Annotated in this window: 6 protein-coding genes; all 6 read right to left on the minus strand. The window is 40.6% G+C overall.

The genetic code is table 11. The features are described from left to right. Nucleotides 1-2: 2 nt before the first annotated feature. Nucleotides 3-3,128 (minus strand): DUF5107 domain-containing protein, encoded by a 3,126-nt coding sequence (locus tag M3P07_RS02935; RefSeq protein WP_249968399.1) that lies wholly within the window; start codon nt 3,126-3,128, stop codon nt 3-5. Nucleotides 3,129-3,200: 72 nt separating this feature from the next. Beyond that, nucleotides 3,201-5,186: a glycosyl hydrolase family 95 catalytic domain-containing protein gene (locus tag M3P07_RS02940; RefSeq protein WP_249968400.1), complete on the minus strand. Its 1,986-nt coding sequence runs from the start codon at nt 5,184-5,186 to the stop codon at nt 3,201-3,203. Between the two features lie 346 nt (nt 5,187-5,532). Then, nucleotides 5,533-8,475 (minus strand): glycoside hydrolase domain-containing protein, encoded by a 2,943-nt coding sequence (locus M3P07_RS02945; RefSeq protein WP_249968401.1) that lies wholly within the window; start codon nt 8,473-8,475, stop codon nt 5,533-5,535. Then, nucleotides 8,472-10,625 (minus strand): alpha-N-acetylglucosaminidase, encoded by a 2,154-nt coding sequence (locus M3P07_RS02950; RefSeq protein WP_249968402.1) that lies wholly within the window; start codon nt 10,623-10,625, stop codon nt 8,472-8,474. The genes M3P07_RS02945 and M3P07_RS02950 overlap by 4 nt, the downstream gene beginning before the upstream one ends. A gap of 199 nt (nt 10,626-10,824) precedes the next feature. Next, nucleotides 10,825-12,369, minus strand: coding sequence for a RagB/SusD family nutrient uptake outer membrane protein (locus tag M3P07_RS02955; RefSeq protein ID WP_249968403.1), 1,545 nt, complete (start codon nt 12,367-12,369; stop codon nt 10,825-10,827). An 11-nt stretch (nt 12,370-12,380) separates the two neighbouring features. Beyond that, nucleotides 12,381-15,689: a SusC/RagA family TonB-linked outer membrane protein gene (locus M3P07_RS02960; RefSeq protein WP_249968404.1), complete on the minus strand. Its 3,309-nt coding sequence runs from the start codon at nt 15,687-15,689 to the stop codon at nt 12,381-12,383. Between the last annotated feature and the right edge of the window lie 100 nt (nt 15,690-15,789).

Genomic DNA, 15,789 nt, shown 5'->3' on the forward strand with positions numbered 1-15,789 from the left:
TTCTATAAAACTTTAAGAAAGCCTAAAAGCAGCTCAAATTCGGTATCCACAAACTTGGTGTCGTAGACCTGTACTTCATTGCCTGCCGCCAAAATGTCCTTTTTTATTTTTTCTGGATTGTTGTTTTTATATTTTGCTTCTACCCATTTTAGATATTGGTTATTGGGTTCATGTTGCAATGCTTCTTTTAGCAGGTTGTTGGCTTCTTGGGTTTTGCCTAGTTTTTCTAACGCCATAAGTTGCAAACAAAATTTGGTGCTTTCGTTCAGATACTTGGGCGTGCTATGCTCTGCAATCATTTTATAGACCTGTCCAGCTTTGGATTTTTTGCCCATTTGATCTAAGCTATAGGCGATTATGAAATTATCCAAGCGCTCATCCACATCGTAATGCTTGCCCACACCTAAATTCTGTGGCCAAAGTTTGGCCTGTTCTGCATAGGCTATGGCTTTTTTATAATTGTTTTTCTGAAGGGCATCGTATGCGGCATTGATGCAGGCATCATGGTACATTGTCCGTCCTATGGTTGCACCCTCATAGGGCAGTACATTAAAGTGTTTTAAAAAGCTGATGCATTCGTCATAGCGTTTCATGACCATCAATGCTTTGGCATAGTGCATCCCGAATTGTGATTTTTCAGGATATAGCCCTAAATAGATTTTGGCTTTATGGGCTGCGGCTTCAAACTCGTTGTTGGCCAAGTGCTGTTCTATGCGTGCCATATTTACCCGCCAATCTTTGTTATTCAGAGCGTATGCTTTTTCCAAGGCATGCGCGATAGTATTGGCTTCATCTGAAAATAATTTAATTTTTGACAGATAAAAAACAGGACTATCAGGTTCATTGCCACATTCGGTAAACAAGTTTTTGGCAGCTTCCACCAATCCTTTGTTCCAATAAATAAGCCCCAAATAATATTTTAATTTCCAATGTGGATTTTTACTGATGAATTCATTTAGCATCGATACGGTTTCCACCCTATGCGGAAACACCAAATCTATGGGCATTTCTAGGGCTTCTTGTAAATGCTCTTCAGTATGCTTAGCGTCCAAATAGGCCAGCCATAATGCTGCAATGGGATATTCTGGTGCTAATTTTAATATGGTCATGGCTTCATCCCGATGGTTTAAGGCCAAGTAGTGCAAAGCGAGTTCCAAGTAGGTTTCATAGGGTAATTCGTTGGTGATATTGCTTTTGAATTCAGTACTGTTAAGTTCTCCGATAAACATCAATTCTGAAGCGGTAAACACGCTGGTGGCATCTAAGTTTGTGATGTTTTGTATTGATTTTAAAGCTGCTGCTTTTTTGTTCTCTTTTCTATGGATAAGCACCTGAAGCTCATAGGCTTTTATGTTGAATGCATTAAAATTTAGAGCTTTTTCTATATATGTTTTGGCTTTACTGAATTGATTTTCATTAAAGAAAAGCTTGGCTAATTCGGTGTAAGCGGCCGACCTATAGGCAATGTCCTGACTGGCGATTGAAAAGCCGCTTTTGGCTTCGTTGGTATTCCCTAAAACGGTATGGATTAAACCGAAGTTGTAGTTTGCCAATCCGTCGTAGGTATCGATTGCCAATGCTTTTTTAGTGTATGCCAAAGCACTTTTGTATTGCATGATGCGATAATGACCCAGTGCCAATCGGTTTAGTGCAGGCGCAAACCCTGGTTCTTTTTGGTAACTTTTTTCATAGGCTTGCAGCGCTTCGGGATAACGGCGTTGTTTCTCCAATTCCAAGCCTTCAACATATAGACCATAAGAGGTTTCCCAATTAAAATAGGTATTGGGTTTAATGGGCCTATCAACGCTATTATTTGGGTTTTTGGAACTGTAATACAGTTTTTTATTTCCGAAATTAATTTCAAAATCACTGCCATTCTCTATGGTTACTGTTTCTGTAATCAATTGCAACGGGGTCGCTTTTGTCTTTTTATTTAAAATGATTTTTCCTTGTGAGGTCACTACCAAATCGTCATTTAAATGCTGCAAGGCACTTAAAAATAGGGTGACTTCATTCCCAGATTGCTCAACGTTTAAAACACCATATTTTGAAGCGGCTACCATCCCATTTGTTTCTTTTAGAGGAAACCAATATTCGTGCATCACATCGGTATCGTGGGGCGTAAATTCACGATGCTTAAAGGGGGTGTTGGTGCTACTCGCTGCGGCTTGGTTGAACAGCTTACCCGATTGGTATTCAATATATTGTCCGTCGGAATCTGTTAATAGGTCTTCCCAAATCATCCCTTGGTCGGAAAGGCCCCAAATCCATATTTTTTTTCCGGGCTTATCGTCGTAAAGGCTATAGTGTCCGAAACCAAAATCGTCATCGTGGTAATAGCCTCCAAAATAATCGGAATAGGAATTAATAACGTGATAAGACTTGTAAATTCCAAAATCATTCTGCTTATAAAAATTGATTTCCCGTCCATCATCCATCGGCCATTCGCCTATTTCGCCCCCATGACCAATACGTTTGTTACCTGGGTAGAGAAATTCTAAATTACCTTCGGATTTTGCTGCGGCATTCATCCAATGGTAATAGGTTACCGGCACATCTGAATTGTTAAACCATGTGGCTTTGGTTTCAAAATAGGCCTTGTCTTTGGGCAATCGTATTTCTACATTCCAATTGGTTCTGGATGGCAAGTCCAAAGCACCAACAATACAAGACACGCTGCCGTCTTCATTTTCTTTAATGTGATAATCTACAGGAGTAGCACAGGTTGGAATATGGCCTATATCTCCAAAATTATATTCCAATCCGCCCGAGGTCCAAGCACCACGCATGGCTACGTCCCTAAACTTGACCACATGATTGAAATACATGAATTCCTTTCCAGTTGATTTTTCGATAGCACCCCATATTTTACCGCCAATATCGGGACACACAAATACTTTTATATAGTCGTTTTCTAAAAGAACCATATTCCACACTTTCTCTTTTGCTTGGTCTGTATAGCCGTCAAACCTAAAATAGGGATAGAGTCTACCAATTTGGGGAATGGGACTAGGGTCTGAAAACATATAGGTTTTCATGTTCAGCTTTTCTTCTTTTATAGTGGCTTTTTGTGCACCGCCTATATTTGAAAGCAAAATGAAAGTCAGTATAATGATGGTTCTCAACATTTTGTCACGTTTTTATACCCATGAAAATTACAAATAATGGGAGGCATAAAAACATTAATTGTGATTTGTGTATCAGTTTTGTAGTAATACAACAGATTGACCAGGGTTCAACGTAAATGATACTATATCACCCTCCCAAACAGCCTTCAAATTTCCATCAATACTGATGTTTTTGTCCTTAAAAGGATTTTTTAATTTTATTGTTCCTCCTTTTTCCGAAGTAATTGTAACCTGTTGCATATTGCCATCTTTCATGAAAGCTGATATCAGAAATGCACCTTCGGTGCGAAGACTTTCAAAAGAAACATTTTTCCAATCTTGTGGTATGGCAGGAAATAAATGTACGGTGCCAGTATGGCTTTGTAGTAACATCTCCTGTATGCCAGTCATGAAGGCGAAATTCCCTTCTAATGTAAATGGACGATAAGTGAAGTTAGAATAACCCTTTCCACTTTGATCACCATTGACATGAAAGCTATTGGGCAAGCAAAAGCTTGTAGCGAAGATTTTCAATGCTTCGGCAGCTCCCTTACCATCAAACGCACGTGCTTTTAAATTTCCTAGCCAACTAAAGGAATAGCCCGTCCAACCGGCAGTGCCTACCTCTTCGAGATTTTTTAAAGTATTTTCGATTGTTGAGCGATCATTTTCACCTTGTGAGAAATCTATGAGTCCTAATGGATGATAGGCCATCAAATGTGAAAAATGGCGATGCGATTCTTGATAGGGCAAATTAGGGGAAAACATCAACCCCGTTTCATCAAAAGCAAAATAAGGCCATTCTTTCAATTTTTGTTGCCACTTTATTATTTCATCTTTTTTGCCAAGCTCCTGTGCCAGTTCTGATGCTTTTTCGTAAGTCCATCGAACCAATGCAAGGTCATAGTTTGTGGTTTTATCGAACCAAGCATCCCTTGAATTGTTGTGTATTTCAGGGCTTGAGGACAAGGGCAGTTTTCGTTTCCCATCTTCTCCTACAATGGATAAATTATTGAAATGAATTGCAACGTCTTTAATCCAAGGGTAAGCTCGTTGTTCCAGAAAGTTCCTATCCATGCTGTAGCGCCAGTGTAGATAGAAATGATGTCCTAACCATGCCCCAGCCGTGGGCCCAAAGGCATATTGTATCCAGCCCCCCATAGGTTCCCCGGTCAATGTTGTCACTCCAGGAACGTTAAGGCCATCTGTGCCATAAAAATCCTTGGTAAACTTTTTAAACGTGCTTTTATGAGTATCTAACCAGTCCAAAAAGCCTTCTTCAAGATTTAAATGATTGCCTGAATATGTAGGCCAATAACTCAGCTGTGTATTAAGGTCGTGATGATAATCTCCCTTCCATGGTGGCAATTTACCGTTGTCGGCTGTCCATACACTTTGAAGTGAAATGGGTGGTGCCCCTTTTCTTGCAGCTGCACCTAATTTGTACTTTTCCATATACCACTGATGTTGCAAAATGGAATCGGGAACGGTGATGTTGGAACGCTCCCAAAATTGTTTCCACCAATTTTTATGATCGTTAAAGGCATTTTGCCATCCTATTTCATTGAAATCATTTACTGTTTGCTGTGCATTTTTAGATATATCGGTAGTATCTTTTTGAGAAGATATACTCCAACTTCCCATTAGATCATCATCCTTCTGATTCCATTGGGTGTGTATCTGAAATTTAAAATCGGACCACCCTTTTTGATTATACGTAATGGAGTTTTCTGTGCTTGTGAGCTCTCCTTTTGGGTAGCCCAGCCTTCTAAGGTCCTGGCCGGAAACAGGGTCGTTCAATGATGATACCTTGTCTGAATAATAAGGTGGAGGTACAATGGTCGGTTTTATAGTACCTGTTATATTTTTAAACCTGTACCAAGCAATTGGCTCTGTAGCATGAACAAAGATATGAAGCATGGCTCCGTTTCTCCATTTGACTTCACAAACGGCATCCTTTAATATTAGTTTTACGTACTCAACTGGTCCTAGTTCTTGTATGTTAAACTCCATAGCTCCGCCAGGGATTTTAGACGGTGCTGGCAGATTATCATAGGGTACGTCGTATTTTTGTTGCACTTTTTCATAAGTGTCCTTTTTCCATTGTTCCCATACCCAATTGAAATCGTAGTTTTCAAAATCTAGGTTTGCCATTGGTCTTAAATCCCAAAGGTCTGCCCTATCCAAAGAAATACGAAGTTTGTCCCCATTTTTCCACACCAATGCTCCTAAGGTGGCATTTCCCAATGGTATGCCTTCGTCCCAGCTTTGGGCCAATTCTTCGAATACGAGTTCATGTGTTTTTTGTTGAGTTTCTTTATGGGTTTGCGATTTTTTGTTACAGGAAACCAGCAACAATGCCATTAGGGGATAAAGTAGTATGATTCTTATTCTGTTTCTCATTAGTGCCATCAAGTTTTACGTTTTATTCTATAATGAACAACCAGCCTTTTGTGGGTTCTATACTAATCTCATCATTTACTGAAGAGTGTTTCTCTGGTTGAAAATTTTCAATCTTAGGGGCTTTTATTTTTATCTGATTCCTATTTAAACCAACAGCATCCCAATCGATATTCAGTTTTACCGTTACCGTTTCTTTTGCCCAACTCGCTACTGAAACCAAAAGTTTTCCTTCCTTAACATAAGCCGTAGCCTTAACATCCGGATGATTGGTACTTGCCACAGGGTGTTTATCCCAATAACCTATCATTTTGGCTTCAGCAATACCAAAACTGTCCCATACTTTCCAAATCTGTCTGGGGTCGCAGGTAACGCCATCTGTAAACCACGGGTAGCGTACGGTCATCCCATATACCATCCCCCGCCAAGGGTTTCCACCGGCATGTAGCATATCACCCATGTGTCCAAATGGAATGCCCGAAACTTCTACCAACCAATTTTCTGCTGGCATGTTATCATATACAAAACTTTCTCCAAACCACAATTTATCCAAATACGGGAAAAACTCAGTGTATTGGGTTGCAGGGCCTTTTGAAAATCCGGTATTGGAGTGTAAATCCATCATACAGCCCGGTTTTGTCCTATCCAATATTTTGCGCATTCGTTTTAAAATACGTCTATCGTAAGACACGTCATCCAAGTACAAGCCGTCTATATCGATGTGCTTTACCAACCACGCCAAACCTTCTAAATAATAGTTGTACCAACGGGAATCACCAGGTGCGTTAACTATGGATGCATCGATACCATTTTCTAGCGGTGAATACCATTGCCAACGGTAATCGTCTACCAAATGTTCTTGCAACCATGGATAGCCACCACCATTGCCCGTACCCAAGATTTCATTTCCCAAACTGCGCAAAGCCCAAATTTCTGTGGTATAATTGGATAGTTCACGGATGGTGTAGTAAATTTTCGTCTTTAGGCTTTTGGCATGCATGTCATTAACAAAGCCTTTCATCTCTTTTGTGGCTATAAAAGGATAGTTGATATACGGGTTATACGTGCTAGCATGATGCAGGTTTACAATTTTTACGCCGTCGGTAATTTCGTTTTCTTCTGGTTTAGGATCCAATCCGTCGTGATAGTACCTGTTGGTGAATTGTCCTTTGGTATCTATCTGTCTTACCGGCGTGATTAAGAACGATACTTCAAACACCAAAGCTTCCCCTTTTTTAAAGGTTCGTTTTCCAGAATAGACAGTTGCTGTGGTTTCATTAGCTTTTTTTTCTATTGTAAAGCCTCCTTTTCTTCCGTTATGCCAACTTTCGGGCGGCTCGGGCTTGTATAGATTAAGTAACGGCCCGTGATAATCACCTCCTCTTAACTCGACGTGCAGTCCGCCATAGGTATTTCCAACCCAAAAACTATCTTGGGATCCTTTCCATTTGGCTGTGTGACTTTGAGCGACAAAGGTGCCTGGTAAGCCCATACCCATCATATATTCTGCTATGCTGGACTGAAATGGGATTTCTAGTTTAAAATCCTTGAGTTCATTGTCGTTTTTGGCAACAAGTTTTATCTGGTAATTTATATAACCGTCAAACTCGGTTGTATTGATGGTTTGAATCTCAAAATTTTCCGATTGGGCCGAAACCGTTCGTGCAAAAATACCTGAATCTAGATTTGTTTTGTGAACACTTGAAGCTACTATGGTTTCGCCTTCCAAAACATATTGTATGGGGCCCTTCAAAATTTCGGTATCCCAAACCGTAATGGCAGCGGGTAAACCAAATTCGTTTAATGTAACCTGTTTTCCGTATAAATCGAGTTGATTTTCCTCTTTTAAGCTAATAGGCGTGTAAGGTTTTGTAGGTTCGTTATCCAATCCAATAGTAGAGTTTAACCAACGTAAACGGGAGTGTCTCCATGGTTCGTTATCGCCTCTATCGGCAATGGTTTCTTCGGAAACATGTAAGGTGATGTCAATGGTTTTATCGGGTTGATTATTAGCCTTAATGGTAACATGCCCTTTGTACGTACCTGGTTGCATGTGCACGGGGATGTCCGTTCCTATCCATAAGGGTTGCACTTTACCTTTGGCAACGTCTACTTGTTTGGTGAACGGTGTTCCGTACGGGTCTATACCATGGGTGTTGAAACAGGTAAAGGCACTTGCTGTAATACTATTGTTAGTTGAGGATTTTAAATCGTGAAATTGTAGCGTTATATTTTCAAGATTTGTTTTGGATGCATAAATGCCTATTTGGAAGGCATAGTATTCGTTTTTTTGGGCTGTTCCTTCAAATTGATCGGTGATGCCTTCTTTAATCCATTTTAATGGCAGATGATGCCGCATTTTAATTGGATAACGCCTATCTTCGGCAATGGCGATGTAATCTGAATTCGTGCGGCTTACCAACTGTTTTTGTTCAGCTCGCTTGGCCGTTACCTCCATGGGGTAAAACGAGTCGAAATCTGTTCTGGCTTGAACTTCAGCACAGATGGCCTTTGGTAATTTTTTCAGCTTTTTGGGCTGTTCCAATTGGTTCTCGTCCATCCAATGCTTGCTCGGAGCGTCTTCTTTTTTAAGATAGCCGTAACGGTAAAATCCCCATTCATTGTCGGGTTTAAAGGGTAAATAATAGAAGTGATAGGTTCCCTTTTCAACGGGGCCAAAAACCAATTTACAGGTTTCGTTATTTACGGATAATCTATGAATATTGGGAATGGTATCTCCTGTTTGGGCATTTACTATTAAAAACCTACGTTCATCAGGATTTTTATCATGCCGCCTCCAATTAAAGTCGAGTTTTACTGCATCAGCATTTTTAGAAACTTCAATAATAGCCCTGTGATTACCTAATCCAGCATTCCAAGGGGAAGATGGAGTGCCATATTTGATAGTGGCTTGGCCAAAGCCAAAAAGGTTTGTAAATAATAAGCAAATCAATATGTTTTTTTTCATTCTTCTGGAAACAGTATTTCTTGTATTTTTTTAATAGGATCGTCAAAAGTTGAGGGATTGTTTTTCCATGCTGATGTTATCCAATCTTCTTCCCATTGCAGCATATCAAATTCATTTTCTTGTCCTTTTGCATCGAGCCATAATTGCCAACGTTTCGCATAGTAATCCCCGATGAGTCCGTTCCAGGTCCGTGCAGCATATTCATTGACACCCCCACCCCAAGTGGTATTCAATCTTTTTGCATTGCTTTCGTAATACAGTTTCTCCTCTTCCGTATCGCCAAACCCTCTTGCCAACTCAACCCAATTACCCAATTTATGATTGGGATGGGATGCCAATACTTTATCCAAAATATGCATAAGGTCTATAGCCGTTTGATAGGTCTCGAATACTTTTTTCGAGTCCGTATGCTTTTCTGCAGCCATTAGTAGTTTGTCAATCTTTAAGCCCATCAACTGTGCTCCCAATTCAATGGCGTCTGCCCTATACAAATGATTCTCTCCCATCTGGCTTGAGGCTTCCAAGAACAACTTTACTGCTTTTTCAAAATTTTCTGATTTGTGCACTGTAGCTCTGCCAGTACCGGGTCTGAATTGATATTTGAACCTAGGATGGTCGGTAAATGTTCCCAAAGCCGATTTTCTCAATAAGTTATAGGCTTCATTTATTTCATTTGGATAAGCACCGTAACGTGCCAAACAGTAGCTTTCTATCCAAGTATCTAAATCTATGGGAGTGTCTCTCCACCCCCAATCGGATAAGAGCTCATAAATAATTTCATTATTTTCGATGCCCTCGGGTGCAAAACCAAAACCTGCTAAATTACCTTTGTTCTTATAATCCAGTGCTTCTTTTGGTGCTCTTGCATAAAAATCCAAAACGCCATTTAAGGGCACTTTCCCACCCATGTTTGGTATAAAGGAATAAATCCATTGTTTGCCAAAGAACCCTTTGTACATATCCCACGAGTAATCAATTTTCCAATGGATCGCATTGTATTCGTTTGCCATATCGAGGATCAAGAGCTTATCATCAGGGATTTTGGACATCATGGCTTTTAATCGCTCAGGAGTCCAAAATAGTTTACCCTCTTTATCCCTATGGTAAGGAAACGTCCAGCCTTGCATCACCCATATCGCATCTGGATTGGCTTCTGCTATAGGCTTGTAGACAATCTCCCCATAATCGGCCAATTCTTGTTTGGCTATTTCGGGATTGTGGGAAAGGGGAACATCCATTTCGTTAAAACTATCGGCCAAATAAAATTTACCCTTTCCAAATTCTTTTTCCCATTCTTCTATAAATAACTTACCTATTTTGGTAAAGAGATCACTTTTGGGAGAGAGAATATGCACTTTTTTGTCAAATCCTCCCCAGCCCAACTCACGAAGCTCTTCATTGGGGTATAAACGTTGAATGGCCTCTGGCACAAAACCTGCAAAAGCATGAACAATGGGTTGCATTTTGAGTTCGTTCATACGATCGAGCATCTTATGGGTCAATGTAATTTGTTTGTTGAAAAAAGAGATTGGGGGAGGGCCGTCCCAACTGCCTATATTTCCCATTCTGTTCCATGGAAAGTGGGCAGGGCCGGAAAAATAATCGAGAGCTTCTTCTTCTGTCAGCCCCAATCTTTTAAATGTTCTCAATAAAATAGCTTCGTGAGCTCCTGCTATCAAAGGCATGTTCATGCCGTGCATGGCCATCCAATCAATTTCTTTTTCCCAACGGTTCCAATCCCAATATGGAGTTGTGTAGCCATGGGTCACCGAATTCATATAATAACGATATTTGAAAGGGGAACGTACCGTCTTCTCATATTTTGGAAGCTTTTCTGGGAAATTAATTCGGTTACCCGACCAACTGATTATAGAATGTGTACCATTGCGCAGGTAGTCATAGGCTCCACGTGTCAAAGCGTTGGGCGTATTTGCAGTTATGGTCACCCCATTGTCATTGGCCGAAATTGTATAGGTGTCCAGACCATCTTGCTCAGCAAGCACTAGTTCAAATTTTGATGCATGCTCTTCTCCAAGTGTTCTGGCAAGTACGTTTTTGGTCGCATCTTCTCCTAATGACAATTTCTTGTTTTCTTGTTCGCAGCCAGATAAAAAAAATAGAAATAAAGATAAATGGATGATGTGCCTCATTAATGGAGTTTTGGTTGAAAAGAATATCTTTTAAGAATGTTGGTATATCATTGAACAGCACCTATATTTTTACTAGACTCAGTAAGGTAATTTATAAAAAAGGCGTGATATGTCCTATGAGTGTATATAAAGAGCCCCCGCAAACAAAAAACTAACTCAAACCAACTCTTTGTAGCGGGGACCTCTCTTATTTCAAAATTTAATACCCTGTATTTTGCTTTAAATTAGGGTTGTTGATCAATTCAAATTCAGGTATAGGCCAGGTATAGTCCCTTGGTGCTGTGAAAAGCCTGTCTTCCAGTGATACTACCCCAACAGCTGGCATATTCATTGTTGTTTCCAATGACCTCCATCTATGGTAATCAAAATAGAGCAGGCCTTCCGCTGCCATTTCAATGATTCGTTCCCTTCTTATAATGTCCCTAAAACTATCTTTTGTAAGACCTGCTAGCTGTATAGGCGGCACTGCAATATCTGTACCATCGTCTGCAGCTCCTTGTCCACCTCTGGTTCTAAGTTCATTGATTAAGTCCACCTGTTCTTGGGTAGGACCATTGACCTCGTTCATGGCTTCAACATAGGTTAGGTACATCTCTCCCAACCTGAAAACGATAAAATCGTTATGGCTTTGTTGTTCCGCGGTTTCAGCTGGATTTATCCATTTCCTGAAATTGAGCCATGTACCATTGTTCACAAAAGAAGAGCCTTCATAATCCACGTCTTCGCTCCAATTAAATATGGATTGCGCCATACGTGGATCTCTATTTTCAAAAGGCATATCGGGATTATACAAGGGACTGGTTGCGATATCCTCCCCGTTGATATCGGGATAGGTTTCCACAAGTGCCATGGTTGGGGTGTATATGGACCATGAAGCATGGAAGCTAATAGGTCCGAGCCACTGGCCAAGTGAATGATAGCGACCAGGAAGATCTGCATTTACCCTTGCCAAAATAATTTCACTGCTTCCCTCTCCTTCGGGGCGGAACAGTTCAGTATAATTATCGTGGAGATCAAAACTGCCAGACGTCATGATCTGATCTGCAAGATTGGCACTTTCTGTCAACATTCCGTTATCTTGGGAAAGCGTACCTTCATACAACAAAATCCTTGATTTCAAAGCCATGGCCGCCCATGTTGTAACTCTGCCGTATTCCGGGGAGTAATCAGACACAGAAAGCTCACTCATTACAGCATCCAGTTCGGTAAGTACAAAATCCAGAACGGTAGCCCTTGGGCTAGGTTCAACTTGACCCTCGTTTACGGCAAGCAGGGTCGTAACCAAGGGCACGTCCCCAAACTGATATAGTAATCTATAATGTGCCCAAGCCCTGAAAAAGCGTACTTGACCTTTGTATTTGGCCAATTGGTTTTCAGTAAGCGGTGCTTTTTCCACGTTGTCCAAGAACCAATTGGCATCCCTGATGGTTGCATACTGACCAGTCCACAAACTATTTACCAGACCTGATCCTGGGTTTATCCCACCCGATGAAATCTCAAGGGTGGCTCCATCCTGACTATACATGATTTCAGTCAGGGCATCCCATTGTATTTCGCCTACATTGGGAAGGGAGAAATATAAGGCACTGGTTGCCTGTGCCACTTCTTCCTCACTGCTCCAAAATGCATCTTCTGACAATGCGGTTACGGGGAGCTTTGTTACGTCTTCCTCTGAACAGCCTTGCATAATCAGGAAAACAAGAACTAGCAATGGCTTTATCTTACTATTGATATATTTTTTCATGCTGATTTTTTTTAGAAATTAATGTTTACTCCCAATGAAAAAGTTTTCAATGGCGGAATAACCAAACCATTGGATTCGGGATCAAAACCAGGTCTAAAATCTGATACGGTAAATACATTTGTACCTGCAAAATAGATTCTGGCCTTATTAATGTATTTATTATCACCTATAGGCAGTGTATAACCCAATTGTAGGTTCTTCAACCTTAAATAGTTTGAGTTAAATGTCCAGAAACTGGATCTTTGATAAAAATTCTGGAAGTAGGTTTGCTGTGCAAAAAGTAACAATCGCGGATAGGTACCGTCTGGGTTTGAATCGCTCCAAGCGTCATTTGCCTCTTCGGGGATCCATGAAAAGTTTCCAAAGAGGTCATTGCTCTTATGTTCCTTGGATTTACCGGTTCCTTGGAAAAACAATTGTAAATCAAAATTTTTCCATTCAGCATTTAAATTGACCCCATATGTGATTTTTGGAATGGTCTCGGCTATGGCGACATTATCTTCAAAATTCAGTGCACCGTCACCATTTACATCTACATAACGAATGTCCCCCATGGTGGTGTTTGGACTGATGCCCGAGGTAATGGCTGCATTATAGGCATCGACCTCTGCTTGAGATGACAAAATACCATCAGCAATATAACCGTACACCGTGCCCAAAGCGTCTCCAACCCTGTAAGAGGTGTCAAATTCTGAAAAGGAATCCGTTAGCTCGGTAATCTCATTAGTGTTATAAGTCCCATTTACGGATATTCCGTATGAAAAATCATTTGCAAGTGTGTTGCTATGGTTCAGTACCAACTCAAACCCGGAATTTTTCACGCTTCCTGCATTAATGGCAGGACCTCCTCTTCCCGTTCCCACTGTTCCAGGTACTGGACTTGGCAGTAAAATATCATCAGTGTTCTTTACATAATAATCCAACGAGCCTGAAAATAGGCCACTTTTCAAGGAAAAATCAACACCTACGTTAGTCGTGCTGGTGGTCTCCCATTTTAAATCCCTAAAAGGAATTCCTCCTTCTGCCGAAGTGGGAACAACAATTTCACCATTTGCACCAAAAACATATGTGCCAAAGGCAATATTTGAGAAATAGCTTCCATTCACCCTATTGTTACCGCTTACCCCATAAGAGGCTCTCAATTTAAGGAGGTCAACGGACTCCATATTGAAAAAATTCTCCTTGTTGATTACCCAACCAAAGGAAGCCGAAGGAAAAAAGCCGTATCTGTTTTCAGGAGCAAAAATTGAGGCGCCGTCATACCTTCCGGCAAGTTCAACCAAATATTTTTCATCATAGTTATAGTTTATTCTTCCCACAGCGGATTGCAACACATTTTCAACGGTGTTGCTCCCTAATCCGGTAATATCGTCATTGTCACCTGAATTCGGGGCGCTGAATTCGGTCAAAAGGTTATCAAACTGGAAATTTCTTCTTGACGCGCCCAAGCCAGAATCTTCATTGAACTGAATATCCCAACCTGCCAAAACACCCAACGTATGCTTGCCAATACTTTTGTCATAGCTAAGGAAGGTCTGCGCATTGTATTGGTTGTCATCCCTCCAAGTTTGCGATAGGCTATTTACATCAGCAAACCAAGGTGGACCACCTGTCGTGGAACGTTTGTATATACTTGAAACGCCTTTAGTAGTGCTCGAGATCAAGGAATAACGTCCGATGAACTTGAGTCCCTCTATTAATTCCCAAGTGAGGTTTGTGTTGGCCGTAAAGGTCTTCTGCTTTGTATTTGCGGTGCCTGCTTCCAACTCCCACATTACGTTCCAAAACCCTCTTCCATAAGAACCAGCTTCATTGAAAAACTGAAAATTCCCATCTTCATTTCGTACTGGCAAAAATGGAGCTGTACTGTTCATGTGCAAATAGATGTTGTCTATTCCTCCATTTACATTTGGAGCGGTATTGTTCTGTAACACATAGTTTAGGTTAACATCAAAATCAATATTGTCCCTCAGTTTGGTTTTTAGGTTTGTTCGCAGGTTGAACTGTTTCCTATCGATTCCCGATTGAACAATTCCATCAGAATTTCTGTAGCCAAGTGAGAAATAATAGGAGGACCTTTCATTGCCCGCCGAAGCACTTAGAAAATATCTGTTGGTAATTTCTGTTTTCAAAAACTCTTTTTTCCAATCTGTATTGGGATAGCTGGGATCATTCCCTGTTTCAAATAGGGATATATCCTCTGGTGAGAACAAAGGGTCTCCGCCAGAATTAATGGAAGCCTCGTTCATTATCCTTGCTGATTGAAGCGAGTTGGCAGCTTCTTGCACTGTTGTCAATTCGCCAAAACTGATGAAACTTTCAAAATTGAATGAAGCTTTTTGGTTTTTTCCTGTTTTGGTGGTCACAATAATAACGCCGGCAGCAGCCCTTGAACCATAAATAGCGGAGGCAGCACCATCCTTTAAAACAGAAATTGCTTCAATATCATTTGGATCCACTGTCAACAAATCTTGCGGAACACCATCTACAATAAACAATGGTGAATTGTTGCCAATGGTTGTGGCTCCCCTAACAAAAAAAGATAAATTTTGGTTATATCCTGAGTCTCTGATGAACAATCCTGGTGTACGACCCTGTAGAGCAGCTGCTATATTCTGTGTAGTCACATTACCAAGTTCTTCGACATCCACGGATGAGACTGCAGAGGTAAGACTGGTGATTTTCTGCGTGCCATAGCCTACCACTACAACCTCTTCCAAGTTGGAAGTATCTTCCAATAGGGTAATGTTGAGTAATGATTGCCCGTTTACTTGGATTTCTTGTGTTGTGAATCCAATATAGGAAATCAAAAGTGTAGCATCATCATTCAACAACCTGAGTGAGAATTTACCATCAAAATCGGATTGTGTTCCATTTGAGGTTCCTTTTTCCACAACACTTGCTCCTGGAAGAGGCTGCCCATTTTGGTCTAAAATGGTTCCCTCGACCGTACTTTGAACTTTTGGTTTTTCTTTGGGAGTCAGCGTTGGGGTTACCATCTTGCTTATTTGCATGTTCCCTTTTCGGGTCAAAATAATCTGTTTGTCCAAAATATCGTATTGTATTCCGGTGTTTCGAAGCAACAGATTAAGTAAGGTATGAATACGTGCTTTGTTGACCTTTACCGTTACTTTTTGGTTTAGGTCAATAGTTGAGTTTTCGTAAAAAAACTTAAAGTCGGTCTCTTTTTCTATGTTGTCAAACAGTACGGACTCGATTGTTGTGTTCTCAACGTCCAAGGTAATCCTTGCGTTCTGTGAATAAGTACTGGCGTTGATTTGAAACAGGCATAAAAAAAGAAATGCGGTAGTTAGTTTCATTTTCAAATCAAATTTGAGCGAATGCGTAGCGCAAACACTATGCCCTCGTGTATTTTTCATATTTTTGGAATGATTTAAAGGTTATTTAGCTTTTTAAATT

The organism is Flagellimonas myxillae (assembly GCF_023502235.1).
Taxonomy (GTDB): Bacteria; Bacteroidota; Bacteroidia; order Flavobacteriales; family Flavobacteriaceae; genus Flagellimonas; species Flagellimonas myxillae.

Bases quoted from the DNA above. Each gene is read 5' to 3' on its own strand.
- M3P07_RS02935 (WP_249968399.1), bottom strand. From the start codon at position 3,128: ATGTTGAGAACCATCATTATACTGACTTTCATTTTGCTTTCAAATATA.
- M3P07_RS02945 (WP_249968401.1), bottom strand. From the start codon at position 8,475: ATGAAAAAAAACATATTGATTTGCTTATTATTTACAAACCTTTTTGGC.
- M3P07_RS02950 (WP_249968402.1), bottom strand. From the start codon at position 10,625: ATGAGGCACATCATCCATTTATCTTTATTTCTATTTTTTTTATCTGGC.
- M3P07_RS02955 (WP_249968403.1), bottom strand. From the start codon at position 12,369: ATGAAAAAATATATCAATAGTAAGATAAAGCCATTGCTAGTTCTTGTT.
- M3P07_RS02960 (WP_249968404.1), bottom strand. From the start codon at position 15,689: ATGAAACTAACTACCGCATTTCTTTTTTTATGCCTGTTTCAAATCAAC.